At 49.0% G+C, this 23868-nt stretch carries 18 protein-coding genes and 1 pseudogene; all 19 read left to right on the forward strand.

Going from position 1 to position 23868, the window contains the following annotated elements; genetic code table 11:
- Positions 1 to 489: 489 nt before the first annotated feature.
- The 19 genes and pseudogenes from CF651_RS15025 (at position 490) to CF651_RS15110 (ending at position 23762) form a co-directional block, all read left to right on the forward strand.
- Positions 490 to 1371 carry an ABC transporter permease gene (locus tag CF651_RS15025; protein ID WP_425436274.1) on the forward strand — a complete coding sequence of 294 codons (882 nt, stop codon included), beginning with the start codon at positions 490 to 492 and terminating at the stop codon, positions 1369 to 1371.
- Between the two features lie 2 nt (positions 1372 to 1373).
- Positions 1374 to 2243: a carbohydrate ABC transporter permease gene (locus CF651_RS15030; protein ID WP_094015685.1), complete on the forward strand. Its 870-nt coding sequence runs from the start codon at positions 1374 to 1376 to the stop codon at positions 2241 to 2243.
- A gap of 66 nt (positions 2244 to 2309) precedes the next feature.
- Positions 2310 to 3887 (forward strand): type 2 periplasmic-binding domain-containing protein, encoded by a 1578-nt coding sequence (locus tag CF651_RS15035; protein WP_094015686.1) that lies wholly within the window; start codon positions 2310 to 2312, stop codon positions 3885 to 3887.
- Positions 3888 to 3972: 85 nt separating this feature from the next.
- Positions 3973 to 6069: a hypothetical protein gene (locus CF651_RS15040; protein WP_144029053.1), complete on the forward strand. Its 2097-nt coding sequence runs from the start codon at positions 3973 to 3975 to the stop codon at positions 6067 to 6069.
- 8 nt (positions 6070 to 6077) lie between these two features.
- The gene (locus CF651_RS15045) at positions 6078 to 7169 is read left to right on the forward strand and encodes a mandelate racemase/muconate lactonizing enzyme family protein (RefSeq protein ID WP_218827851.1); all 1092 of its coding nucleotides are present in this window, start codon (positions 6078 to 6080) and stop codon (positions 7167 to 7169) included.
- A gap of 52 nt (positions 7170 to 7221) precedes the next feature.
- Entirely contained in the window at positions 7222 to 9246 is a 2025-nt protein-coding gene (locus CF651_RS15050) for a family 10 glycosylhydrolase (protein ID WP_094015689.1), read from the forward strand.
- Between the two features lie 29 nt (positions 9247 to 9275).
- Complete coding sequence (locus tag CF651_RS15055; RefSeq protein ID WP_094015690.1) at positions 9276 to 10274, forward strand: D-2-hydroxyacid dehydrogenase; 999 nt, start codon at positions 9276 to 9278, stop codon at positions 10272 to 10274.
- Positions 10271 to 11146: an NAD(P)-dependent oxidoreductase gene (locus CF651_RS15060; RefSeq protein WP_094015691.1), complete on the forward strand. Its 876-nt coding sequence runs from the start codon at positions 10271 to 10273 to the stop codon at positions 11144 to 11146. Before CF651_RS15055 ends, CF651_RS15060 begins: the two co-directional genes overlap by 4 nt.
- A 125-nt stretch (positions 11147 to 11271) precedes the next feature.
- Positions 11272 to 12633, forward strand: a complete 1362-nt coding sequence (locus CF651_RS15065; protein ID WP_094015692.1) for an FAD-binding oxidoreductase — start codon at positions 11272 to 11274, stop codon at positions 12631 to 12633.
- Position 12634: 1 nt separating this feature from the next.
- On the forward strand, positions 12635 to 13993 hold the full coding sequence (locus CF651_RS15070; RefSeq protein WP_094015693.1) for a (Fe-S)-binding protein: 1359 nt from the start codon (positions 12635 to 12637) through the stop codon (positions 13991 to 13993).
- 76 nt (positions 13994 to 14069) lie between these two features.
- Positions 14070 to 15470: an FAD-linked oxidase C-terminal domain-containing protein gene (locus CF651_RS15075; protein WP_245855928.1), complete on the forward strand. Its 1401-nt coding sequence runs from the start codon at positions 14070 to 14072 to the stop codon at positions 15468 to 15470.
- Between the two features lie 170 nt (positions 15471 to 15640).
- Positions 15641 to 16387, forward strand: a complete 747-nt coding sequence (locus tag CF651_RS15080) for an IclR family transcriptional regulator (protein ID WP_094015695.1) — start codon at positions 15641 to 15643, stop codon at positions 16385 to 16387.
- Positions 16388 to 16544: 157 nt separating this feature from the next.
- Positions 16545 to 17306, forward strand: a complete 762-nt coding sequence (locus CF651_RS15085; RefSeq protein WP_094015696.1) for a fumarylacetoacetate hydrolase family protein — start codon at positions 16545 to 16547, stop codon at positions 17304 to 17306.
- 24 nt (positions 17307 to 17330) lie between these two features.
- Positions 17331 to 19505, forward strand: coding sequence for a malate synthase G (locus CF651_RS15090; protein WP_094015697.1), 2175 nt, complete (start codon positions 17331 to 17333; stop codon positions 19503 to 19505).
- Between the two features lie 99 nt (positions 19506 to 19604).
- A complete protein-coding gene (gene ystJ, locus CF651_RS15095; protein WP_094015698.1) occupies positions 19605 to 20798 on the forward strand; it encodes an NADP-dependent malic enzyme in 1194 nt (397 codons plus the stop codon).
- A 21-nt stretch (positions 20799 to 20819) separates the two neighbouring features.
- Positions 20820 to 20960, forward strand: a pseudogene (locus CF651_RS33155) (glycerate kinase); the annotation flags it as partial.
- On the forward strand, positions 20952 to 21371 hold the full coding sequence (locus CF651_RS15100; protein ID WP_281254477.1) for a glycerate kinase: 420 nt from the start codon (positions 20952 to 20954) through the stop codon (positions 21369 to 21371). The pseudogene CF651_RS33155 and the gene CF651_RS15100, both read left to right, overlap by 9 nt.
- Before the next feature lie 493 nt (positions 21372 to 21864).
- Complete coding sequence (locus CF651_RS15105) at positions 21865 to 23118, forward strand: sensor histidine kinase (protein WP_094015732.1); 1254 nt, start codon at positions 21865 to 21867, stop codon at positions 23116 to 23118.
- On the forward strand, positions 23115 to 23762 hold the full coding sequence (locus CF651_RS15110) for a response regulator (RefSeq protein WP_094015700.1): 648 nt from the start codon (positions 23115 to 23117) through the stop codon (positions 23760 to 23762). The genes CF651_RS15105 and CF651_RS15110 overlap by 4 nt, the downstream gene beginning before the upstream one ends.
- Positions 23763 to 23868 lie beyond the last annotated feature (106 nt).

Raw genomic sequence — 23868 nt, forward strand, 5'->3', positions numbered from 1 at the left:
AAGTTTAGCATGAATTAAATATACCTCCTAAAAAACAGGATGATTTTGGCGACACATTAGCCAGGAATAAGAGTACAAACGGAACACCTTTGTTAGCGTTCTTAAAAAACCACCACCTTTTGGCAGAAATTTGTATCCGTTTACAAAAAAACTATACTATCTGTTCAGCTATTCTCCAACAGGGCATTTTATAGTTCATAACAATGGCATTTTTAAGGAAATGGAAAAAGCTCTTTCGCCAATGGAAGGGCTTCTCTGTTTGGAATATGAAATGTCCGGGCTAGTAAAGGAGAAGCAAGAAACATCTAAAAAATGACGTGGTTAGAAACTTAAAAACGCCTAATTGAGCTAATCTGGACGAAATAGTATAGTGTTTGTGAACGAGTACAACAGTAGATTGCAGGGGGGAGTAAGTTGGAAAAAGTCGTAAATAACCAGGTGAAAGTGGCTGCAGGAGGTAGCAGAGTGGAGAGAGTCTCCAACCATCGGATGAAATTGTTGTGGCCTCTATATATTATGGCCATTCCGGGTATCCTATTTTTAATCGTATTCAAATACGTTCCTCTTGTTGGAACTGTAATCGCATTCAAAGAATATTCCGTGTTCCAAGGGATTCTTGACAGTCCTTGGGTGGGGCTTAAGCATTTTCAGACTCTTACTCATCATCCCGATTTTATCCGGATATTCGGCAACACGTTGATGCTCGGTTTTCTCAAAATCGTGCTGGTGTTTCCTATTCCGGTCCTTCTGGCACTCATGATCAACGAAATCCGGAAGTCGGCGCTCAAGAAAGGAATTCAAACGGCGCTCTATATTCCGCACTTTTTGTCCTGGGTCATCATCGCCGGCATCGTCTTTGATTTCTTCTCTTTAAGCGGATTGTTCAATGTGGTAATAGGTTGGTTTGGTAAGGATCCCGTACTTGTCATGCAAGAAAGCGATTACTTTCGCCTGATCTATGTTATCACAGCCGTATGGAGGGACGCGGGATGGGGGACTGTCGTTTATATGGCGGCCATCAGCGCAATTGATCCTCAGCTGTATGAGTCGGCAATGATTGATGGCGCTTCCAAGTTCAAGCAGGTCCGCCACATTACCTTTCCGCTCCTTCTGCCCACCGTGTTGGTGCTGTTCTTGCTGGAGATCGGGAATTTCATGGAGCTGGGCTTCGATCACGTATACAACCTGCTTACTCCGATGACATACAGCGTGGGGGACATTCTGGACACTTATGTATTCCGAGCTGGAATCCAGCAAGCGCAGTACAGCTTTGCTACGGCGGTCGGCTTGTTCCAGTCGGTGATTGGATTTACTTTAGTATTCATTTTCAACAAGTTGTCTAGAAAAGTGTCTGATGGGGGGCTCTGGTAGATATGTCTCAATCCAGAGGAGAAAAGATATTCGTTTTGGGAATTACAATCGTCCTTGTTCTGTTATCCATTTTTGCGATCATACCGCTGCTGTCCGTCCTCTCCACCTCGTTCAGCTCTAAGAAAGCCGTAGATCTGAATCTGGTGACGATCTGGCCGAGGGAATTCACGTTCGACTCGTGGAATTATATCATTTACCGTCCGGACCTGTGGAAAGCGTTCTTTCTGACCTTTGGTTCGACGGTGATCGGCACGGCATTGGCACTGCTGATCACTGCACTGCTAGCTTATCCGCTTTCCAAGTCGGAGTTCCGCTGGGGCCCGGTGCTTATGGTCGGCGTAGTGATAGCGATGGTGTTTAAAGCGCCATTAGTACCGTATTTCCTGACCATCCGCGGTGTCGGATTGTATAATAATCCGTTGGTCCTGATCTTGCCCCATATTCTGAATCCGTTCAATCTGATCATCATGAGAACCTTCTTTAAGCAATTTTCCAAAGAGCTGGAGGAGGCGGCTTTTATCGAGGGGTGCGGATACTTCCGGATGCTGTTCCAATTCGTGCTCCCGCTGTCCAAGGCGGTGCTGGCCACTCTGGCCTTGTTCTACGGCGTTGTGATATGGAATCAATTCCAGACGCCTTTGCTTTTCTTGCAAGATCCGGACTTGTTTCCGCTACAGATCAAAATCCGGCAGTTTATTACCGATGATAGCGTGATTATGGCGCTTGTTCCTTCCAAGCTTGACGTGAATTATAACGAACGCACATTAAGAGCAGCGACCGTTATTTTCGCGATCGTTCCCGTTATTGCCGTATATCCTTTCTTGCAGAAGTACTTTGTCAAGGGAGCCATGGTCGGGTCCGTTAAAGGATAATATCATTATTGGTTTTGTGGCGAAAAGCCTGAAACATATTCAAACGAAATTCAAGGGGGAAATGGCATGAAAGTCAAAAAAATCAGTGCGCTTTCCGTTTCGGTTTCACTTGCATTTTCGGTCCTTGCCGGCTGTTCCGGCAAAACGGATTCTCCGGCACCATCTGCATCTTCGTCTCTGGACTCGAGCATGACGAACGAAATCGTGGATCTTGTCGTATGGAGAGAAAACAACGGCTATATGCCGACCACCAAGGGCAGTAAATTATACGAATTTTATAAGGAGAAGCTGGGCGTGGGAGTCCTGCATCCCTATGTGGAATGGAACGGTGGCACCAATTACCTAAACCAGCTAAACCTGAAAATCGCCGCTAACGAAATGCCGGACCTGTTCGCGCCTTATAATGGTATCGAATCAAGCCTCGCCAAGAGCGGCGCCATTGCCGATCTGACGGAATTATTGCCTAAGTATGCGCCGAATGTATGGAATGCTATTCCCAAGGACGTATGGGATATTGTGAAGGCCAACGACCCTACTGGGCAAGGGAAAATCTATTATATCCCCGGTGTGCTTGACTATGGAAGATACGCCGGCATGATCCGGAAAGATTGGCTCGACAAGCTGGGTCTACCGATGCCCAAGACCCTGGACGAATATGTGAAGGTGTTAGAGGCATTCCGGGACAAGGATCCCAACGGCAACGGCCAAAAGGACGAGGTTCCGGCCGGCGGCAGGGAGCAGGCTCGTTGGATGGATCATCTTTTCGCGATGTACGGCGTTGCGATGTTCGAGGGAATACCGGATTGGGATCTATACGACGGCAAGCTGACCTATTCCGCGGTAACTCCGAATATGAAAGCGGCACTGGAATTTATCTCTAAGCTATACAAAGATGGGTTGTTGGACAAAGAGACGCTCCTGAACAACAAACAGAAGTGGGATGGAAAGGTAGAAGGGAATAAGGCCGGAAACTACTTCCACTGGGCGGAAACGACTAATGACCGTCTGGAAAATATGAACAAGAACACAGGAGTTAAGGCCGATTACTCGGTACTCCCGATACTTGAAGTTCCAGGATATAAAGGCTTCTATACCTGGAAGAGGATGACTCCTCCGGCCTGGGTCGTCAAGAACAACAAGGATCAGAAGAAGCTGATGGCTACCTTGAAGCTGCTGAACAACGCGTACGACAAAAAGAATTGGAACGATCTGTATCTGGGAGTAGAAGGCATGCACTACGCCATGAAAGACGGCAAAGCAGTTAGACTTCCGGATGACAAGAGCACCCAGGAGAACATCATTTTCGAGCCGTATAAAAATGTGGCCACCCTCGATTTTATGACCAGTCTCATCAAGAATACGTCCACCGAAGACAGAAAGTGGGCTACAGACCAGACCATTCGTAATATGCAGGATGCCCAGAAGTATGCCAAGGTTATAGCCGGCGATGGAATGCCCGCAGACATCTACGAAGGTTTTGCGGATATCAACAACCGTACGCTGTATGTGGAATATGCCACCAAGATTATTCTTGGTCAGTATCCGATCAGTAAATTTGACGAGTTCGTAGACAAATGGAATAAGTCGGGTGGGGAAGAGGTAACAAAACGCGCCAGAGACTGGTATGGGAAAGTGAAAAAATAACTAAGTCGCGGAGTCAAGTGAGTATGGGGAGGGCATGTTGTCTCGGCAACGTGCCTACTTTTTACAGGGAAAAGGAAGAGAATCAATGACAATAGCACTAACATTTCCGGATCATTCTCCAAAGCTAGACTTTGCCATTCGCAGGTTACAATCAGCAATATCAGAATTGGGTGAAACCTGGACCCTTAACCCAATGCAGTCCCAAGAAAATGATCGTATCGTAATTGTTATGGACGACACGGATGCGGAAGGAACATTTGGTTTGGCTGTCGATGTGTCGGTCGGGGCGGAAGGATTTGAAATACGCCGCTCAGATCATCTCGGATATAAGGGACTGTTCGTTCTGGCATGCGACGAATCTGGCGCTATGTATGGCGTCCTTGAGGTCGCGGAACAACTTCGGAAGCACGGGAATTTATTAGGTGTCTCTGAGTGCATCATTAATCCAAGATTTGCATTCCGAGCCGTGAAGTTCAATCTTCCTTGGTCAAGCTACCGAAGGAATGAATCCTTCGAATTACAAAAGGAAACGGTCCGTGGTCTTGACTTTTGGCAAGACTTTTTGAACATGATGGCAGAAAACCGATACAATGTGCTGACTTTATGGTGCCTTCATCCATTCCCTTATATGATTAAGCCTACGAATTTTCCCAAAGCCACCCCCTTTACAGATGAGGAACTTGTTGATTGGAAGCGGTTTTGGACATCGCTGTTTCAAATGGCTCATGATCGAGGAATTGAAACATATTTGATCAACTGGAATATTTTCGTCTCGGAATCGTTCCGGGAGCATTATGACACGAATGCTGTTAGTGATGAGACGTTCTACCATCACGGAGACTATTACTCTACGGAGCAAATCAAGCAGTATACCCGTGAATGCGTAACGCAGCTTATCGACGAGTATCCCGGGTTGGCCGGCTTTGGCATTTCCGTAGGGGAAAGAATGAATGGCATGACGCCTGAGGAGCGGCAGGATTGGATCGCTGATGTGTATTTTGAAGGGATGAAGAATGCCGAACGCGCTGTGAAATTTATCCACCGCGCCCCATTCTCTGTGGATCCGCACATCACGAGAACCGCGATCGAAAAAAACGAGACGCTATTTCAACCGGTATGGGTTGAAGTTAAATTCAATTGGTCACATGCGTACTCTTCAACGAAGCTTCTGATGACGCATGGAGGTTCTGAAGGCATGGAAGGATACTGGGACCCGACACCGCTAAATTACAAAATCACGTGGATGGTCCGAAATGAGGATTTCTTCACGTTGCGCTGGGCTCAGCCGGATTTTATCAGAAAACATCTGTTGGATAACGGCCATGATTATGTCGGTGGGTATTACGTCGGATCCGAATGTTTTATTCCTGCCTACGATTATTCCCATGCACCGGGTAGTCCACATATTCAATGGACATATGCCTTTGAAAAGCACTGGTTGTATTACATGCTATGGGGAAGATTGTTGTATGACCCAAATACGGCCGATGATGTGTTTGCTAACGCTATCGAAAGACGTTACGGCAAGTCTGTGGGCCGCCCGTTGTTATCGGCTTTTTCGTCAGTTTGCAAGATGCCTATGGCGTTTGCTTCGTTTTTTTCATTCTCTTGGGATTTTACTTTGTACTCTGAGGGATTTCTTGCCACCGATAAATCCGAGTACAACGAGGGAAAGGCCTTTATTTCGCTCGAGGATTTGTTGGAAAGCCAACCTCTTGATCCTGACTATTTATCGATCCGCAGCTACGTCAACCATTTCATCGCGAATAAACCGACTGAAGGTTACGTGACACCGGTCCAGCTAGCCGGTACGTTGGAAAATGACGCCCGGCAAGGTTTGGCGGCGCTCGCCTCGATAGGCTGTGGATCGTCGTCCCTTTGCTGCGAAATGGCGGATGTCGAGGCTTGGGCGCATTTAGGGCTTTATTTTGCAGCTAAGCTGCGTGCCGGTGTTTCTTATGAATTGTACGTGAGAACTGGCAATGAAGCGGAATGGCAAAAAGCCTTGCAATGGTTGGAGGCCCCAAATGCCGTTAAACACTGGGATGATCTGATACGTGTGACGAATTCTCATTACGTCAAGCAGCCGCTGCTGCATTTGGGTAAAATGCCGTTTTCATGGGAACTATTCCGTCCGCAGGTGCTTGAGGATATTGAATTTGTTCAGAAAGTTAAACGTTAAAGGAGTTTATGATGAAAATCAGGAGCATAGAAACGTTCAGCAGTCCCAATATTTGCTTTACCCGGATCCGCACGGACGATGGCCACGAGGGGATCGGACAAATCGCCCCTTACCATGCCAATATTTCCGCGCTGGTGCTGCACCAGCAGATTGCTCCTCTAGCTCTGGGCAAGGATGCAGATCAAATAGCCGATCTCGTGGAGGCCATCATTACACACGAGCATAAATTTCCCGGCTCTTATGTATGCCGGGCTGTCGGCGGGCTCGATACCGCACTGTGGGACCTAAAAGGGAAACGTCTAGGGAAAAGCGTATGCGAGTTACTGGGCGGCAAACGAGGAGACATTGAGGTTTACGGCTCCAGCATGCGGCGTGACATCATGCCGGAAGATGAGGCGGAGCGTCTGAAGCGGCTTCAGGACAAACACGGTTTCCGCGCCTTTAAGTTCCGAATCGCGAACAAATTCGGGAACGATGTCGACGTTTATCCGGGCCGTACGGAGCAGATCGTACCTGCCGTGCGCCGTGCGCTTGGTGACGAAACGCTGCTGTACGTCGACGCGAACAGCGGCTTTACCCCTGCCCGTGCGATTGAGGTGGGCCGAATGCTTGAACAGCACGGTGTGGTGCATTATGAAGAACCGTGTCCTTATCCAAGGCTCGAATGGACCAAGCAAGTCGCCGACGCTCTCGGGCTGAATGTAGCGGGCGGGGAGCAGGATACCGACCTGGTGCAGTTCGAGCGGATGGTAGCTATGCATGCGGTCGATATCGTACAGCCGGATATCTGCTACATCGGCGGACTCAGCCGGGCGCTTGAGGTCGCACATATGGCTCAGGATGCCGGAATGCCGTGTACTCCGCATGCAGCCAATTTGTCTATGGTGATGATTTTTACGATGCATATGTGTGCTGCGATTCCGAATCGCGGTCCATTTATGGAGTTCAGCATTGAATCCAATGACTGGACGAAGGAGTTGTTTATGGAGGATCTCGTGGTGCGGGACGGCAAAATATCCATTCCGGACGGCCCTGGCTGGGGAGTTACCGTGCGGCCGGAATGGCTTGCGAAAGCGGATTATCGAATAAGTCAACTGTAGCAGCGAAAATGTCTGAGCTGCATAATTACATTATTCTTAGGAGGAACCGACGATGGGTTGGTGGCAACAGAAGCCGATGCGGCTAGTACAGACCAATTTAAGAGAGATTGACGCGATGCTGGATATCGATGAGTATATGCGTAGCCTTGAGGAGTTTTCTGCAAACGTCCTGCTGTTTAACGTAGGGGGAATCGTGGCCAACTACCCCTCCGCGCTAGAATACCATTACGTCAATCCGAACTTGAAGGATGATTTTGTCGGCAAAGTGATTGAACGCGTTCACGAAAAAGGGATGAAGTTTATAGCCCGTTTCGATTTCAGCCGGTTAAATGAGAAATGCGCTTTGCCGAATCCGGACTGGCTGTATCGAAGCGTTGAAGGAGAAATCGTCAATTACAACGGCCAGGTGCATACCTGCGTCAACGGGTATTATCAACAGGAGTATTCGCTCCAAATATTGCAGGAAGTGGCTGAAAAGTATCCCATAGACGGCATCTTCTTCAATATGCACGGTTACGTGACTCACGACTACAGCTACAATTATTACGGGATTTGCCAATGCGGCAGCTGCCAAAAACGATTTTTCGAGTACACAGGTAACGAACGGCTGCCTCTGAAGGAGGACCCGAACGATCCGGTGTTCCGGGATTACGAGAAGTTCCGCACCGATACGGTAAGAGAGCTGTTTCTCAAGCGGGTTGAGGTCGTTAAGCGCATTAATCCCCATATCGCTGTATGCAACTACACACATTCAGGCACCGACATTTTCCGCAAGGAATCGAACACGGGGATCAATCGGCCTCTGCCGGAATGGAATTACTCGGCTACGGAAAATGTGCGTACCGTTCGGGGCACTTGGAACGGGATGGCCGTCAGCAATTCGGCGGTTCATTTCGTGGATTATGCCATGCGGCATACGGCCGTTTCTCCTTACTTAACCGGGCTGAGGCTGGCGCAAAATCTGGTGAACGGCGGGTGGCTTGATTATTACGTGATCGGCACTCTGATTAATCAGGATGACCGGCTTTGTTTCGACATTGTGAAAGATATTTACCGATTTCATCACAAGCATGAAGATTATTACGCGAACCTGGAGTCGCTGGCAGAGGTCTGCCTCGTGGTTCCGGAAAGCAGCAGCATGTACGGAAGCAAAGACGAATTAAAGGGAATCATGCGCATTTTGGCCGAGAACCATGTGCAGTACGACCTGCTGCACGATAGCGTTCTGCAATCGCCGCAGATTAACGAGAAGCTCAGCCGTTACAAGCTTCTGATCCTCGCCGACCAGCGAAGCATGAGCGACAAGGCTGTGGAGGCTGTTGACCGTTTCGTAGAACAGGGAGGGAAGCTCCTTGCAACTGGATTTACCTCTACCTGCGACGGGAAAGGGCATCCTTTGGGGCGCATCCGCCTGCACAGCGTAGGGGTAAAAGAATTTGATCTTAAACCGCAGGTACAGGGTGCTTATTTCCGAATTCGGGAGGAAGACAAAGCAAGGCTGCAAGGCTTCGAATGCATAGACCTTGTGTATCTATACGGAGAAGCTTTGGAATGCAAATTGGAAAATGGGGCGAAAGGGCTTCTCGGGCTGATTCCTTCCTGCATGTTCGGACCCCCGGAGAAATGTTATATCACCGAGGAAACGGACACGCCCGGATTGATTTACAACCGCTATGGAAAAGGGCAATCCGCCTATATTCCGTGGGGACTCGGAGCGCATTATGAAAAACTGAGCAATCACGGCCATTCCCGCCTCTTGATGGCAGCGCTGCGGGATGTGCTCGGCCACAGTGAGCTGCTGCAGGTAGCCGCACCGCCGTTGGTTGAAGTTTCTTATTATAAAGGGACTTCGCGCCGTTTGGTCAGTGCTGTGAATGTATCCGGCCAACTGGGGACTGCATTCCATGCACCGATTCCGCTTCGGGACATTCGCTTTAGTCTTCAGGCCGATTCCGAGCCTTCGCGTGTTTACGCGTTACGCCGTACCGGAAATGTACCGTTTGTTTATAGCGAAGGGCAAGTCACATTTAGTCTCGATGAGCTTGACCTGTTTGAGACGTTCGTGATAGAGGGTTAAAGCTGCTAATTGACAGAGGGGGCTGAAATATGAGGGACATTAAGGTCGTGCTTACTACAGTCGAATATAAAGATGAGCATTATCAGAGATTGGCCCAAGCGTTTGCACCGGCATCGCTCATTCGATTGCGAATCGACGATCGCGAAGGTATTCGAAAAGCACTCGAGATCGCCGATGTAGCCGTGCTTGCGGGCGATATCCTTGATGAACAATTTTATCAGGCTCCGCTGCTCCGTTGGATTCACTGCGATCATGCCGGCTTAAACAAAAGCGCCCGGCCGGAGCTGTTCGAGCGGGGACTGTTGGTAACAAGCTCGGCGGGTCGCTCGTCCCCGGCGCTGGCGGAGCATGCGATATTTTTTATGCTGGCTCTGGCTTACCAGATTCCTCGGTTCCTTGATGCCCAGCGGGCCCATCAATGGGGAGTGCCCGGTCAGAACGATCTTCGAGGACTATACGGACGAACGGTCGGCATTGTGGGCATGGGCAACACCGGTACCGAGCTGGCTGTGCGAGCCAAGGCGATGGGCATGCGAGTTCTCGGTTATCGGCGAAGCAGCGCCCCTCCGCCTCCGGGAGTTGATCGGCTCTACTGCGGCGAGACCGGCGATTCGCTGGACGAGGTACTCGCGGAGAGCGATTTTATCGTTCTAGCCGTGCCGCTCAGCAATGCGACGCATCACTTGATTGGCCGACGGGAACTGGCGCTGATGAAGCGCTCCGCATGCATTATCAATATGGCGCGCGGTGCTGTCATTGATGAAGAGGCGCTGGCTGAAGCTCTATATGCGGGACAGATCGGTGGAGCCGGACTCGACACCTTTACACAGGAGCCGCTGCCTTCGGACAGCCCGCTCTGGGACGCGCCAAATACACTGATTACACCGCATACGACTCCGCAGGTGCCTGATCGCACAGGACGTTCCATAGACATTATCGCGGAAAATGTCAGACGTTATCGAGCTGGGGAACCGATGCTTAATGAACTGAAGCCAGGCGATATATACACAAGGGGGAAATCGAAATGAAACTTGCATTTATTGGTTTGGGGAATATGGGGCTGCCTATGGCGCGGAATCTGGTGAAAGCTGGGTACGAGGTGTACGGAATTAACCGGAGTAAAGGTAGAGAAGAGTCGTTTGCCGAGTTCGGGGGAAAAGTCGGGCTTTCCCTGAAAGAACTGGCACAGCAGGCCGATGTGATCATGACATGCTTGCCGATGCCGGCGGACGTGGAGCAAATGTTCCTTGGTCCCGAAGGAATCGTGTCGAACGGCCGCAAAGGACTGACCTTGATCGATTTCAGCACCGTATCGCCGGATCTCTGTGTAAAAATCGCCACTGCAGCGGAGCAGGCGGGAATGAACTTTCTCGATGCGCCGGTCAGCGGGGGAACGGTAGGAGCCGAGCAAGCGACGCTTTCGATCATGGTCGGCGGAAGTAAGCCGGTGTTTGATCAGGTTCTTCCTATTCTGGAGAAGCTGGGAAAAAACATCTATCATGTCGGGGAAGTCGGGAACGGGACTGTCGTCAAGCTGCTAAATCAGCTGATGGTTGGTATCCATACCCAAGCCGCAAGCGAAGCGATGACGCTTGCCGACAAAATGGGCCTGCCTAAAGATATGCTGCATCGCATACTGAGCAATAGCTTCGCACAGAGCCGGATTTACGACAGACATTATACCCAATTTGTCGAAAAGGACACGTTTCAGCCGGGTTTCGCTTTAAATCTGCTGCACAAGGATCTTGTGCTGGTGAAGAAAATGGCCGACGATATCGGCGCCGCGTTACCGATTGGAGCTCATGTAGAGCAGTTGATCGATACGGCCAAAACCAAAGGGTTTGGTGAGAAAGACATGTCCGCTATGTATCTGTACATGAACGAAAAGAACGAACAATGACAGGGAACAAAATAAATTTAGCAGAAAGATCATATATTGTGGTATCGGATTTTATATGAACGTAGTTCGTTATTGTGAACGAAACTGAAGTGTGGGTTCCATTGAATTTCAAGTGAGGTGGGGAAATGCCCGAAACGTTCAAGCTGTCAACAGATAAGATGAAGCGTGATTTGATCGAAATGGTGGGTCCTGAGCGTGTTGTGATTCGCGTTGAAGAAGAGAAACGTCGGTACCGGCTTCACGCACCTATCGTTGTATTCCCTTCCGAAGAAAGGGAAATAGAGCAAATTTTAGGCTGGGCATATAAAAACGATGTGCGGGTCTCACCTCAAGGAGGAGGCACAAAAGATGCCTTCGGACATCCCGGCGATGGAACGGACGTGATACTATCGCTCAGAAATATGTCCGGCATTCTCCAACATTCCGCTGGCGATCTCACCGTCACCGTGCTGCCGGGAACAACCCTAAACGAGCTTCAGCAAGCTCTGGATAAGGAGGGGCAATTTCTGCCGCTGGATCCCGCGTGGGGAGAGCAATCGACCCTGGGCGGGATCGTCGCCGCGGGCGCTTCAGGGCCAAAGAGAGCCATGTACGGCTCGGCGAGGGATTATTTAATCGCATCACGTATTTGTTATCCGGACGGTACGCTGATTCGAACGGGCGCAAAGGTTGTTAAAAACGTAGCCGGCTATGACATGAACAAGCTTTTTATCGGTTCCATGGGCACCCTCGGGGTATTCACTGAGCTCACCTTTAAAATCCGGCCGATCCCCGTTTATGCGGGAGCTTTGGTCATACACACCCCAGATTTGCTAAAGCTTCGTAAACTGCAGGAAATGCTGCTCGACTCTCAGCTTGAGCCTTCTGCGGTGGAATGGGTAAACGGGCGGCTAGGGGCGCGTATATTTGGGGTGACCTTTGAAAGTCCTATCCTGTTAGTATCATTCGAGGATGTGGAACGATCGGTCCGATTTCAGACGAACTGGCTGCGGAACGCATGCGGCAGCTTGGGAGTTAAAGTACAGGAGCAGATCGAAGGGTACGGAAAAACCGGGGACGTTCTCTCCGGATTGCGAGAGCATCTGCCGAATTCAAAAGATATTCCCGATGATAAGCTTGTGATTAGCGTCAAGCTGCTCTCCATGATTGCAGAAGTGCCGGACGTTTACGAGTTCGTGCAAAATTCAGCCGATGAAAAAGGGCTGCCGCTCGACTTCCATGGGGGGCTGTACACAGGCATCAGCAGAGCAACGATTTGGGCGGACATAGAGCAGCAGGGGGAAGTGTTCGAATGGTTGCGATCGGTCCAGTCGTTCGTCGGCAGGCTGAACGGACGTTCGGTGATTGAAGTCGCTCCTCGTAACATCAAGGAGAGCCTGAACGTCTGGGGAGCAGAAGCGGAAGACTGGATTTTGATGAAATCGATCAAACATAAAATCGATCCAAAGCGCATCTTGAACCCGGGTCGGTTTGTAGGAGGGATTTGAAATGTCGCAACAAGGCGTCACCAAAAGGCAAGCGGCTCCCACGGCATGTGACGATGTTTCGTTAACCCGTTCCAATTATTTATGGGAGGATGCTCCCGATCCGGATAAATTTTCGCAATGCGTTCATTGCGGAATGTGTCTCGAGGCGTGCCCGACCTATCAGGAAACCGGGTTGGAGCCGCATTCTCCGCGGGGGCGGGTTTATTTGATCAAATCGGTGGCGGAAGGGAAGATGCAACTGAACGAGTTTTTCAAAAATCCGGTGTCTACCTGCCTTGATTGCCGGGCCTGCGAAACCGCTTGCCCGTCGAACGTTCAGGTGGGGGCGCTCATCGAAGAAGCGAGAGGACAACTGTACAAGGCCGATCCTCCGAAAGGCTTCTCGGGTCTGATTCACAAACTGTTTTTGCATAAGCTGTTCCCGTATCCGTCGAGAATGCAAATGCTGGGTACGCTGCTGAAGCTGTACCAAAAGTCCGGGCTTGCTGCGGCCGCGGATAAATTAGGGCTGATGCGTCTTCTTCCTGCGCACTTGCGCGAGATGGAGAAGGCGCTGCCGAAGCTTTCGAGGCCCCCGGTACTGCGTTCCCACCCGGAAACGCTGCCCGCTGTCGGTGTGAAAAGGGCAAAGGTGGCCATGCTTACGGGCTGCGTCATGGATGTCGTGTTCAGCGACGTCAACGAGGCGACAATCCGGGTTCTGCGCCGCAACGGCTGCGAGGTATGGATTCCGAAGTCGCAAAAATGCTGCGGCGCTCTGCACGTTCATGCCGGTGACCGCGATCAGGCCAAGCAATTGGCCCGCCATAATATCGACGTATTTTTATCGGGCGACATTGACGCCATAATTGTAAATGCGGCGGGCTGCGGTTCGACGCTGAAGGAATACGAGGAATTGTTCAAAAATGACGAACGTTACCGGGACAAGGCGCATTTGTTCAGCGAAAAAATTACGGACGTTTCGCAGTTTCTCGACCGGCTTGGCCTGATCGCGCCCAAAGGGGAACTCAACATGACGGTCACTTATCACGACGCCTGCCATCTGGCGCACGCGCAAGAAATACGTGCCGAGCCGCGCCGCCTGCTTGCAGCCATCCCCGGCTTACGCATAGTCGATCTGCCCGATGCCGACCGCTGCTGTGGCAGTGCAGGCATCTACAACATTACACATCCCGAAATGGCGGGGCAGCTTCTGGATCGCAAGATGAGCGACATCCCCGGCGGATGCGACGCGGTCGCTATGGGCAATCCCGGATGTATGATGCAGTTCCAGGTAGGCGTCGTCCGCCACGACCGGTCGGAGCAAATTGTCCATACGATCCAGCTGCTCGATTGGGCATACCGTAATGAGGAGGCATAGCGTCATGAACAACGATAAGAATACGGTGTCGAACGGATTCGTCAATCTCGAGCAGCGCGAGCAACTCATTCGGGCGATGGTTCAGTTGGTCGGTTCGGCTGCCGTTCTGCACCGGTATGAAGACTTGGTAGCATATGAATGTGATGGATATACGATTGAGAAATCGCTTCCCGCGGCCGTCGTTTTCCCAAAATCGACGGGGGAGGTTTCCCGTGTCGTCAATTATTTATACGAACAGAAAATTCCTTTTTTGCCTCGGGGAGCGGGAACGGGTCTCAGTGGTGGTGCTATAGCGCAAGGCGGGGAGGTGATCGTCAGCCTGGTACGGATGAATAAATTACTTAGCATCGATTATTTGAACCGCAGGGCTGTCGTTCAGCCGGGTTATATCAATTTGAAGCTGTCCAATTCGATTTCGTCCAAAGGATACTATTACGCACCGGATCCTTCCAGTCAGGCTACCTGTACGATCGGGGGGAACGTCGGGGAAAATGCCGGCGGAGCGCACTGCCTGAAGTATGGTGTAACGACCAACCACGTATTGGGACTTGAACTCGTATTGCCGAACGGGGATATCGTCAGGACCGGAGGGACGCTGGACAGTCCGGGATATGATTTGCTCGGTCTGCTTACCGGATCGGAAGGCACGATGGGTATCGTAACGGAAATTACGGTCCGAATTTTGAAGAAACCGCAGGGCGTCAAGACGGTGCTCGCCTTATACGACGATGTCGATGACGCAAGCAGAGCCGTTTCGGAAATCATTGCCGCGGGCATCGTTCCGGCTGCCCTGGAAATGATGGATAAAACCGCCATTCAAGGCGTTGAATCGGGAAACTATCCTGTCGGATATCCAAGGGATTTGAGTGCGGTACTCATTGTCGAAGTTGATGGGATCGAGGAAGGGCTGCAGGATCAGATTGATCAAATCATTGTCGTTTGCCAAAAAAATCGGGTGCGTGAGGTGCGCCAGGCAGCCGATGCGCAGGAAAGAGCACGCTGGTGGGCCAACCGGAAAACCGCATTTGGCGCAATGGGCACCATTTCCCCCGATTATCTGGTGCAGGACGGGGTGATTCCGCGCAGCAAGCTTCCCGAAGTTCTAGCGAAGGTCGGCGAGATCAGCACGAAATACGGGCTGCGCATCGCCAATGTGTTCCATGCCGGCGACGGCAATCTTCATCCGCTCATCTTATTTGATTCGAGAGTGCCTGGGGAGACGGAACGTGCGGTAGCCGCGGGCTCCGAGGTGCTCAAGGCTTGCGCGGACGTGGGCGGATCCATTACCGGCGAGCACGGAGTAGGCATTGAGAAGATGGAGGACATGCGCTTTATTTTTAATGAGCGGGAAATTCAAGCCCAGACGGATATTCGTGACGTATTCAACCCGCACGGCTTATGCAACCCGGACAAAGTATTCCCGAAACCTGCCCGTTGTGTGGAAGTTAAGAAATATGTCGCATCGTCCAAGTCGTAAAGAACTTCCGCTTGTGGTCAGTTGGCTGTACTTGTTCTTTGAAAACCTCAAACACATTGACTAAGCTGAGAAATGCGTGTTAGGATTGTGTGGAAATGAGGATATAATAGCTTGTAAATTCTGATATTATCGGAATTTACGGGATCGCATGGATGAAAGAAGGTTGCGCGATGGATCAAAAATATGCCGTTCCTGCACTCGATCGGGCACATGCCGTGTTGAAGCTGCTTGCCGATGAACCGTTTAGATGGAAATTATCCGATATATCCAAGCATTTGCGCATCAGTAAGAGTACGCTGTACTCTCTGCTGTCCACGATGGAACGTCTGCAATGGATACGGAAAGACCGAAACGAGACGTATGCGCTCGGAAGTTCGCTCGGAGATTTCGGAGGAGCCTATTTCAGGCAGTATGATCTGATTGAGGAATTTAAACGAGCCTCTGAGCCGGTCATGCAGGTTCTTCAGGAATCGGTACAGTTAGCTCGTTTAGATGGGAATACGGTCTTATATCTTGCTAAAACGGAAGCGCCTTCTCCGGTTCAGATGGTGTCAGGTCCGGGCGTGCGATTTCCAGCACATGCAACCGGTCTTGGAAAGTCGCTGATGATGGATATGGACACCAAAGAAATTGCACGAATTTTTCCTGAGGAGACGCTGCCTCAATTGACTTCGCATACGATCGACTCGAGGGAGGACTTTTTAAGGGAACTGGAGAAAGCCCGACTTCTTGGCTACTCCATGGATTTTCAAGAGGGTGTCATGGGATTTTGCTGTGTGGCCGCACCGGTTCGGCAAAAGGGAAACGTAGTCGCTGCAATCAGCTGCTCCATGCCGATTCATCATTGGGAAGAAAAGAAAGACAGAGCCATAAGGGAGATTTGTGCTTTGGCCAAAAAATTGTCAACGTCCATCTGAGTCTCGAAAATCCCGATAAAACGTCTAACGACGAGCGGGATTTTTTCTGCTGGACCGACTGCAAATCGTGTTCCAATTCCCATTGACGTTATGGGAATATTATTTTAGATATAATATAGAACGATGTTCAATATAATGAACAAAGGGATGATGAAAGATGAAACTTGCCCGATTCACTGTTTCCGGGGTAAATGGGATTTTGAGCGGCATTATCGAAGGAAGTATCGTTAAGGAATTTACCGGAGATTTATTTGGCGCCCATACATTAACAGGGAGGAGTTTTCCGCTGGGTGATATTCGATTTAAAGCGCCGCTTGATCCGAGACATATCATCGGCATCGGCAAAAATTTTGCGGCTGAGGGGACCGAGAAGCCGCATGTTCCCGAAATGCCGATTTTATTTTTCAAGCCGCTTAGTACGGTGGTCGGTCCTGAGGATCCGGTACTCTTACCTCACGGGACGGAGGAGATCAGGTTCGAATCGGAGCTTGCCGTCATTATTGGGAAAATCGCGAAAAATCTGAGCCCGGCGGAGGCGGACGAGGCGATTTTCGGATATACGGTAGCGAATGACTTTGGAGCCTTCAATTATTTCCACCCTGAGGGGCATTGGACGATCGGCAAAGCGTTCGATACGTTCTGTCCCCTTGGTCCGGTACTGGAGACGGAGTTCGATTATCGCTCTGCACGCATTAAAGCGGCCGTTAACGGGGTTTTGAAACAGGATAGCCCGATGGAGCGCATCATTACGCGGATCGACGTCATGATCTCCTACATCAGCCGGTTTATGACCCTTATGCCGGGCGACGTTATTTTGACGGGAACCCCCGCAGGATCGGAAGCTGTTCGCGACGGCGATGTGATCGATTGTTATATTGAAGGGATAGGAAACCTTCGAAACCAAGTAAAAGCGGAGTAAATGATATGGAGGAGGAGTTTATCGATGGAACAATACATCAAGGTAGGCCATCTGCAGGTTGCATCTGAGCTATATCAGTTTATCAACAAGGAAGCATTGCCTGGAAGCGAGGTGGATGAAGGGCATTTTTGGTCTGAGTTGGAACTCCTTATCACTGACCTGATACCTAAAAATAAGGCTTTACTGGCCATAAGGGATCAATTGCAAGAGCAAATCAACGATTGGCACCGAAAAAACGGTGAGAGGTATCGTTTCAACGAATATAAATCGTTTTTGACTGATATCGGTTACTTGGAGCCGGAAGCTGAAGATGTTCAGGTGACGACCCAAAATGTGGATGACGAAATTGCTCTTCAAGCCGGACCTCAGCTCGTCGTGCCGGTCAACAATGCCCGTTACGCGCTTAACGCAGCGAATGCCCGCTGGGGGAGCCTTTATGACGCTCTTTACGGAACTGATGCGACGGATGACGAAGAAGGTGCCAAGCGAACAGGTGGTTACAATCCGATCAGAGGCGGAAAAGTCATTGCGTACGCGAAAAGCTTCTTGGATCAGGCAGTGCCGCTGATGGAGGGTTCGCATGATGACGCCGTTCGCTATTCGATTGTAGAGGGGCAGCTATCTGTTTCGCTGGGCAGCGGGGAACAAGCGGGATTAAAAGAGGCCACTAAGCTTGCCGGCTATCAAGGCAGACCGGAAGAGCCGACTTCCCTCCTGTTTGTGAATAATGGGCTGCATTTTGAAGTTCAAATCGACCGCCGCCACCCGATCGGCCAAACGGATAAGGCCGGCATAAAAGATATTCTGATGGAAGCGGCGCTAACCACGATCATGGATTGCGAAGATTCCGTAGCGGCGGTAGACGCGGAAGACAAAGTATTGGTATACCGCAATTGGCTGGGACTTATGAAAGGAACCTTATCCGCGGAATTCACGAAAGGCAATCAATCGATTACCCGGACGCTCAAGCCTAATCGCAGGTTTACGTCGCCTTTGGGAGAGGAGCTCAGCTTACCCGGGCGTTCATTGTTGTTTGTACGCAATGTCGGACATCTGATGACGATTGATGCGATTTTGGACTCTAGCGGGCAGGAAATTCCCGAAGGGATTTTGGATGCTGTGGTGACCAGCCTTATCGGCAAGCACGATTTATTGAAAAATGGTCCGTACACCAGTTCTGCCAAAGGCTCCATCTACATCGTGAAGCCGAAAATGCATGGATCTCAGGAAGTCGCTTTTGCAGGCGAGTTGTTTGACCGGGTGGAAGACATGCTCGGCTTAGAGCGTCATACGATCAAAATCGGGGTCATGGACGAAGAACGCCGTACTTCTCTCAATTTGAATGCCTGCATTCGTGAAGTGAAGGAGCGGATCGTGTTTATTAATACCGGATTCCTGGATCGAACCGGGGACGAGATTCACACATCCATGGAAGTAGGTCCCATGATTCGTAAGAACAACATGAAGTCGGCGAAGTGGCTGCAGGGCTACGAGCAATCCAACGTGAGCATCGGGCTGGCCTGCGGCCTGCAAGGACGCGCTCAGATCGGCAAAGGGATGTGGGCGATGCCCGACCTCATGAAGGAAATGCTGAAGTTGAAGATCGCTCAGCTTGAGGCTGGCTGCAACACGGCATGGGTGCCATCGCCAACGGCGGCTACGTTGCATGCACTTCATTATCATCAAGTCGATGTGAAGGCGGTGCAAGAACGATTAAAGCAAAACGGCCAGGACTTCCGGGACGATATTTTGGACATTCCGGTGGACAAGAACCGAAATTGGAGTCCTGAAGAGATTGCGCAGGAGTTGGACAACAATGCCCAAGGCATCCTTGGCTATGTCGTTCGCTGGGTAGAGCAGGGAATCGGATGCTCGAAAGTGCCAGATATTAATAATGTAGGTTTGATGGAGGACCGGGCTACCCTACGCATCTCAAGCCAGCATATGGCGAACTGGCTGCATCACGGGATTTGCACGAGGGAACAAGTTATGGAAACGATGAAGCGCATGGCAAGAGTGGTCGATGAGCAGAACGCCGGTGATCCGGCATATCATCCGATGGCCGATGATTACGAACGCTCCGTGGCGTTTCAAGCGGCCTGCGAGCTTGTATTCGAAGGATACAACCAGCCAAACGGCTACACGGAGCCTATACTTCACCGCAGACGTAAGCAATTTAAGGCCATGTTGAAAGTGTAACCGCATTGATAGAGAAGGCATGTTGTCGCAGCAGCATGCTTTTTCCTTTATCCAAGGAAGATTTTTCCGGATTGAATATTGAAAAAGGCGGCGATAAATATGGCGTTACGTGAAGATGCACTCGAATTACATCGGAGTTTCAAAGGTAAGCTGGGTATCGTTTCAAAAGTTCCTGTATTAAATTCTAGGGATTTGAGTTTGGCCTATTCCCCGGGCGTAGCCGAACCTTGCCGGGAGATCAGCAAGTGGAAAGAATGTGTGTATGATTATACCAATAAAGGAAACATGGTCGCGGTAGTTACCGACGGTACGGCCGTGTTGGGGCTTGGCGCCATTGGACCCTATGCGGCATTGCCGGTGATGGAAGGAAAAGCGGTTTTGTTTAAGCAGTTTGCCGGAGTCGACGCTTTTCCGATTTGTATCAATACTTCCGATATTGATAAACTGGTTGAGACCGTCAAATTGCTTGAACCGGTCTTCGGCGGCATTAATTTGGAGGACATAGCGGCACCGGCTTGTTTCGAGATTGAAGAGCGTCTCAAAAAGGAACTCGAGATTCCCGTCTTTCACGATGACCAGCACGGAACGGCCATAGTCACATTGGCCGGGCTGATCAATGCCGCAAAAGTGGTAAATAAAAGACTGGAGGATCTGCATGTCGTCATCAACGGTTCGGGGGCGGCCGGCATCGCCATCGCGAAACTGCTTCTTCAAATAGGAATATCAAACATGATTATTTGTGATACGAAAGGTGCCATCTACGAAGGGCGTACGGAAGGCATGAATGGTATAAAAAACGAAATCGCCAATCTGACGAACCGGCAAAAAACGGCAGGTCTGTTGGAACAAGTTATCGCAGGTGCGGACGTTTTTCTTGGCGTTTCGGCAGCAGGAGCGTTGACGGCGGATATGGTACGATCCATGGCGAAAGACCCTATCATTTTTGCCATGGCCAACCCCGATCCTGAAATATTGCCGGAGATTGCGCTCGAAGCGGGGGCTAAAGTGGTCGGTACGGGACGCTCGGATTATCCGAATCAAATTAACAATGTGCTGGCCTTTCCTGGAATTTTTCGAGGAGCCCTTGATGTCAGAGCAACTGAAATAAACGATGCTATGAAAATCGCGGCTGCCCGGGTCATAGCCGAATTAATCAGTGATGAAGAATTGAACGGAAATTATGTGATTCCCAGGCCGTTTGACGAGCGCGTCGTTCCTAAAGTGGCGGCCGCTGTCGCAATAACCGCGCAAGAAACAGGTGTCGCCCTAATGGGAAAGGAGGGGAAAGCGTGAGAGTGGTTATCCGCACCGGATTCTTTCAAAGGCAGTTTGTCCGCTTCGCAGGTTGCGGAAACCATGGCGCGGGCCGTACAAAGTGAGATTTCTTCGGCCCAAGTGATCCAAATCCCAATGGCGGACGGCGGTGAAGGAACCGTCGATGCGCTGGTGGCTGCGTTAAACGGAAATGTCCTCGGTTTTGCGTTTCTCGTGCTTGGGGCCGACTTGGTCCCAGGAGCGAAGTTCGTTGAGAAAATGACCGGACTCAAGGATTGGATTCATGGTGCGGATTGGGTATTAACGGGGGAAGGACGCAGCGACAGCCAAACGCTTTATGGCAAGCTACCTCGATATGTAGCTGAAATAGCTCGGGACGCTGGGACGGAGGCCGTGCTCATTTCCGGCAGCTTCGGGCCAGGCAGTGAAAAGCTACTCTCCTATTTTTCGGCATGTTTTTCCATCGTTGACCGTCCAGCTGCACTAGAGGAATGTATGGAACGAGCTGAAATACTGTTGTATGAATGTACCCGCAACATTGTACGTTCGATCGTCAGAGCACAGAATCAAAATCTACAAATGAGCAACTAATTAACATAAACCTCTATCGAAGTGATAACTTTACTTTGATGGAGGTTTTTCTGTGTATTTTGCATCAAATTAATCAATCCTGTGGCATGGCTTTTTACATATGAACTACGAGAAAGAATTAGTCGTTATTGCATAAACATTAAATGCTCTCAAGGAAGCAAACTTGAAAATCCAAAGCGATACATCAGTTGTAAATGCTATTAAATGAGATTTGACCGTACTTTTAGAAATACCATGTCACTATTGTTTGAAAGTGTGTCCAATTTCCATGCCGGGTTACTTAATTCTATAATTCGTTGCCAATCACGGTCATTTTTCTAAATGCTTGTACTCTCTGATTCGTTAGTAGGTGATTACGTATAGGCATAGTCTTGAATGGGAGAGCAGAGGCTTGGTTAATATGTATAGAATGTACTTATGGGTATGCACGAAAGTACAAGTTATTTTTGGGGAAACATACTATAATCATAACTATGGAAAAAAGGAGTGTGTCATGTCATATAAAACGAATCATTCTGAGAGTTCTGACTTCGGACCCGATATAACTCACCATTGGGACAAGTTATACAATTATGAGCAATTATCTATTTCAAAGGGACCCATCGTTTTCTGGGTTATCCTGGTTTATTTTGCAACAATAATTTTACAGACATTATCTGTTCCTATGTTGATTCCTAGCCTGATGTTTACAGGGATAATAGGCATTCATGTTACTTTGTATTGGTTTTCAAAAGCCTTTTTAACAAAAAGACCATGGCTTTATTTTGTTGTCCAGGGATTTTTAATTTTGGCATGTGCTTATCTTATGCCCGATGGTTACCAACCTGTTCTCATAGGTTTATTTCCAGTACTGATCGGTCAAAGCATTGGGGTTTATTTTAACACTTTTAAAGTAATTTTTGTTTGTCTGTTTATCTTTCTTTTGGTTTATGGTGCTTTAACGTATCACATACAATCGAAAGAGCTTGGTGACTTGCTGCTTTTTCTAAGCTTGTTTCTCTTGTACACGATCATTACGATAGCATATGCCACTCTCTTTTTTAAACAGGTGCGTGCTCGAATTCGTATGCAATCATTCTTGCAAGAATTGGAGCTCACTCATCAGAAAGTAGAGGAACTAACCTTGGTAAATGAGCGCCAGAGAATGGCAAGAGATTTACACGATACCTTGGCTCAGGGTTTGGCGGGTCTCATTATGCAGTTGGAGGCAGTAGATGCACATTTATCAAACAGGAATATTACAAGAGCTCAAGAGATTATAATACAATCTATGTCTCAAGCGAGGAAAACACTCAGTGACGCTAGGGGGGCAATTGATGACCTTCGCTCAAAGTCTCATTCAAAAACGGATTTCAAGGAAATTCTCCAAGAAAAAATTAATCGATTTACGAATGCGACTGGTATTCAAGTTGCTTCGGATATAAGGATCTATGTTCCATTAGCTGACCTCATTATGGAACATAGCGTGTATTTGGTAAGCGAAGGCCTGACCAATATAGCAAGGCATGCTCAAGCAAGGAATGCTTGGATAGATGTAATTAGCAATAATGATTGCATCCATATTCGAATTAAGGATGATGGTACTGGGTTTAACACAGAGGATATCGGAAAGAAGCCCGGTCACTATGGTTTGCTAGGGATGATCGAACGTACTCGATTGATAAACGGAACATTTAATGTAAGCAGTGGACCAGAAGGAACTTGTTTCGACATTAAAATTCATCATATGAAAGGAGACTCGTTATGAAACATAAGGTGCTTATTGTGGATGATCATTATGTTGTTAGAGAAGGGTTAAAATTAATATTGGAAACAAACGATCACTTTCAAGTTATTGGTGAAGCAGAAAATGGGGAAGCAGCCTTACAATTGATGGAAGAGCTACAACCTGATGTGATACTAATGGATTTAAATATGCCCCAAATGAGTGGTTTAGAAACAATGCAGATTTTAAAGGAAAGAAAGTATAATGTGCCCATCATCATTCTAACTACGTATAATGAAGATGAATTGATGATAAAAGGGCTAGGATTAGGAGCAAAGGGGTACTTATTAAAGGATACAGGCCGAGATAACTTATTCAGAACCATTGAATCTGCAATACGAGGGGAAACATTGCTTCAACCGGATGTTACCGCAAGAGTATTTGCTATGACAGAAAACAGTATTTCCTCGTTTTCAAAATTCGAAAAACCTACAATGTCAGAAAAAGAGCAAATGATTCTTCAAGCCATTGCAAGAGGCCTTCGAAGTAAAGAAATTGGTTTTGATATGGGGATCTCTGAACGAACAGTGAAGGCTCACCTGACGAATATTTATAATAAGCTTGGCGTAGATTCTCGTTCAGAAGCGGTTGCTGTAGCTTTAGAACGAGGAATTATTCATCTTTGAATACATTAGCTAGGCATAATTTCTTTGCCCAATCGTACATAAGGCATCTGCCCTTATGTACGATTTTTTTTTTTGTAAAAAAGTTTAGGATGATGATGCAGTATGT

The sequence above is a fragment of the Paenibacillus rigui genome, assembly GCF_002234615.1.
GTDB lineage: Bacteria > Bacillota > Bacilli > Paenibacillales > NBRC-103111 > Paenibacillus_S > Paenibacillus_S rigui.

Coding starts and splice junctions, on each gene's coding strand:
- CF651_RS15040 (WP_144029053.1), top strand. CDS start 3,973: ATGACAATAGCACTAACATTTCCGGATCATTCTCCAAAGCTAGACTTT.
- CF651_RS15045 (WP_218827851.1), top strand. CDS start 6,078: ATGATGAAAATCAGGAGCATAGAAACGTTCAGCAGTCCCAATATTTGC.
- CF651_RS15085 (WP_094015696.1), top strand. CDS start 16,545: ATGAAACTTGCCCGATTCACTGTTTCCGGGGTAAATGGGATTTTGAGC.
- CF651_RS15090 (WP_094015697.1), top strand. CDS start 17,331: ATGGAACAATACATCAAGGTAGGCCATCTGCAGGTTGCATCTGAGCTA.
- CF651_RS15065 (WP_094015692.1), top strand. CDS start 11,272: ATGCCCGAAACGTTCAAGCTGTCAACAGATAAGATGAAGCGTGATTTG.
- CF651_RS15035 (WP_094015686.1), top strand. CDS start 2,310: ATGAAAGTCAAAAAAATCAGTGCGCTTTCCGTTTCGGTTTCACTTGCA.
- CF651_RS15060 (WP_094015691.1), top strand. CDS start 10,271: ATGAAACTTGCATTTATTGGTTTGGGGAATATGGGGCTGCCTATGGCG.
- ystJ (WP_094015698.1), top strand. CDS start 19,605: ATGGCGTTACGTGAAGATGCACTCGAATTACATCGGAGTTTCAAAGGT.
- CF651_RS15025 (WP_425436274.1), top strand. CDS start 490: ATGAAATTGTTGTGGCCTCTATATATTATGGCCATTCCGGGTATCCTA.
- CF651_RS15030 (WP_094015685.1), top strand. CDS start 1,374: ATGTCTCAATCCAGAGGAGAAAAGATATTCGTTTTGGGAATTACAATC.
- CF651_RS15080 (WP_094015695.1), top strand. CDS start 15,641: ATGGATCAAAAATATGCCGTTCCTGCACTCGATCGGGCACATGCCGTG.
- CF651_RS15070 (WP_094015693.1), top strand. CDS start 12,635: ATGTCGCAACAAGGCGTCACCAAAAGGCAAGCGGCTCCCACGGCATGT.
- CF651_RS15050 (WP_094015689.1), top strand. CDS start 7,222: ATGGGTTGGTGGCAACAGAAGCCGATGCGGCTAGTACAGACCAATTTA.
- CF651_RS15110 (WP_094015700.1), top strand. CDS start 23,115: ATGAAACATAAGGTGCTTATTGTGGATGATCATTATGTTGTTAGAGAA.
- CF651_RS15055 (WP_094015690.1), top strand. CDS start 9,276: ATGAGGGACATTAAGGTCGTGCTTACTACAGTCGAATATAAAGATGAG.
- CF651_RS15105 (WP_094015732.1), top strand. CDS start 21,865: ATGTCATATAAAACGAATCATTCTGAGAGTTCTGACTTCGGACCCGAT.
- CF651_RS15075 (WP_245855928.1), top strand. CDS start 14,070: ATGGTTCAGTTGGTCGGTTCGGCTGCCGTTCTGCACCGGTATGAAGAC.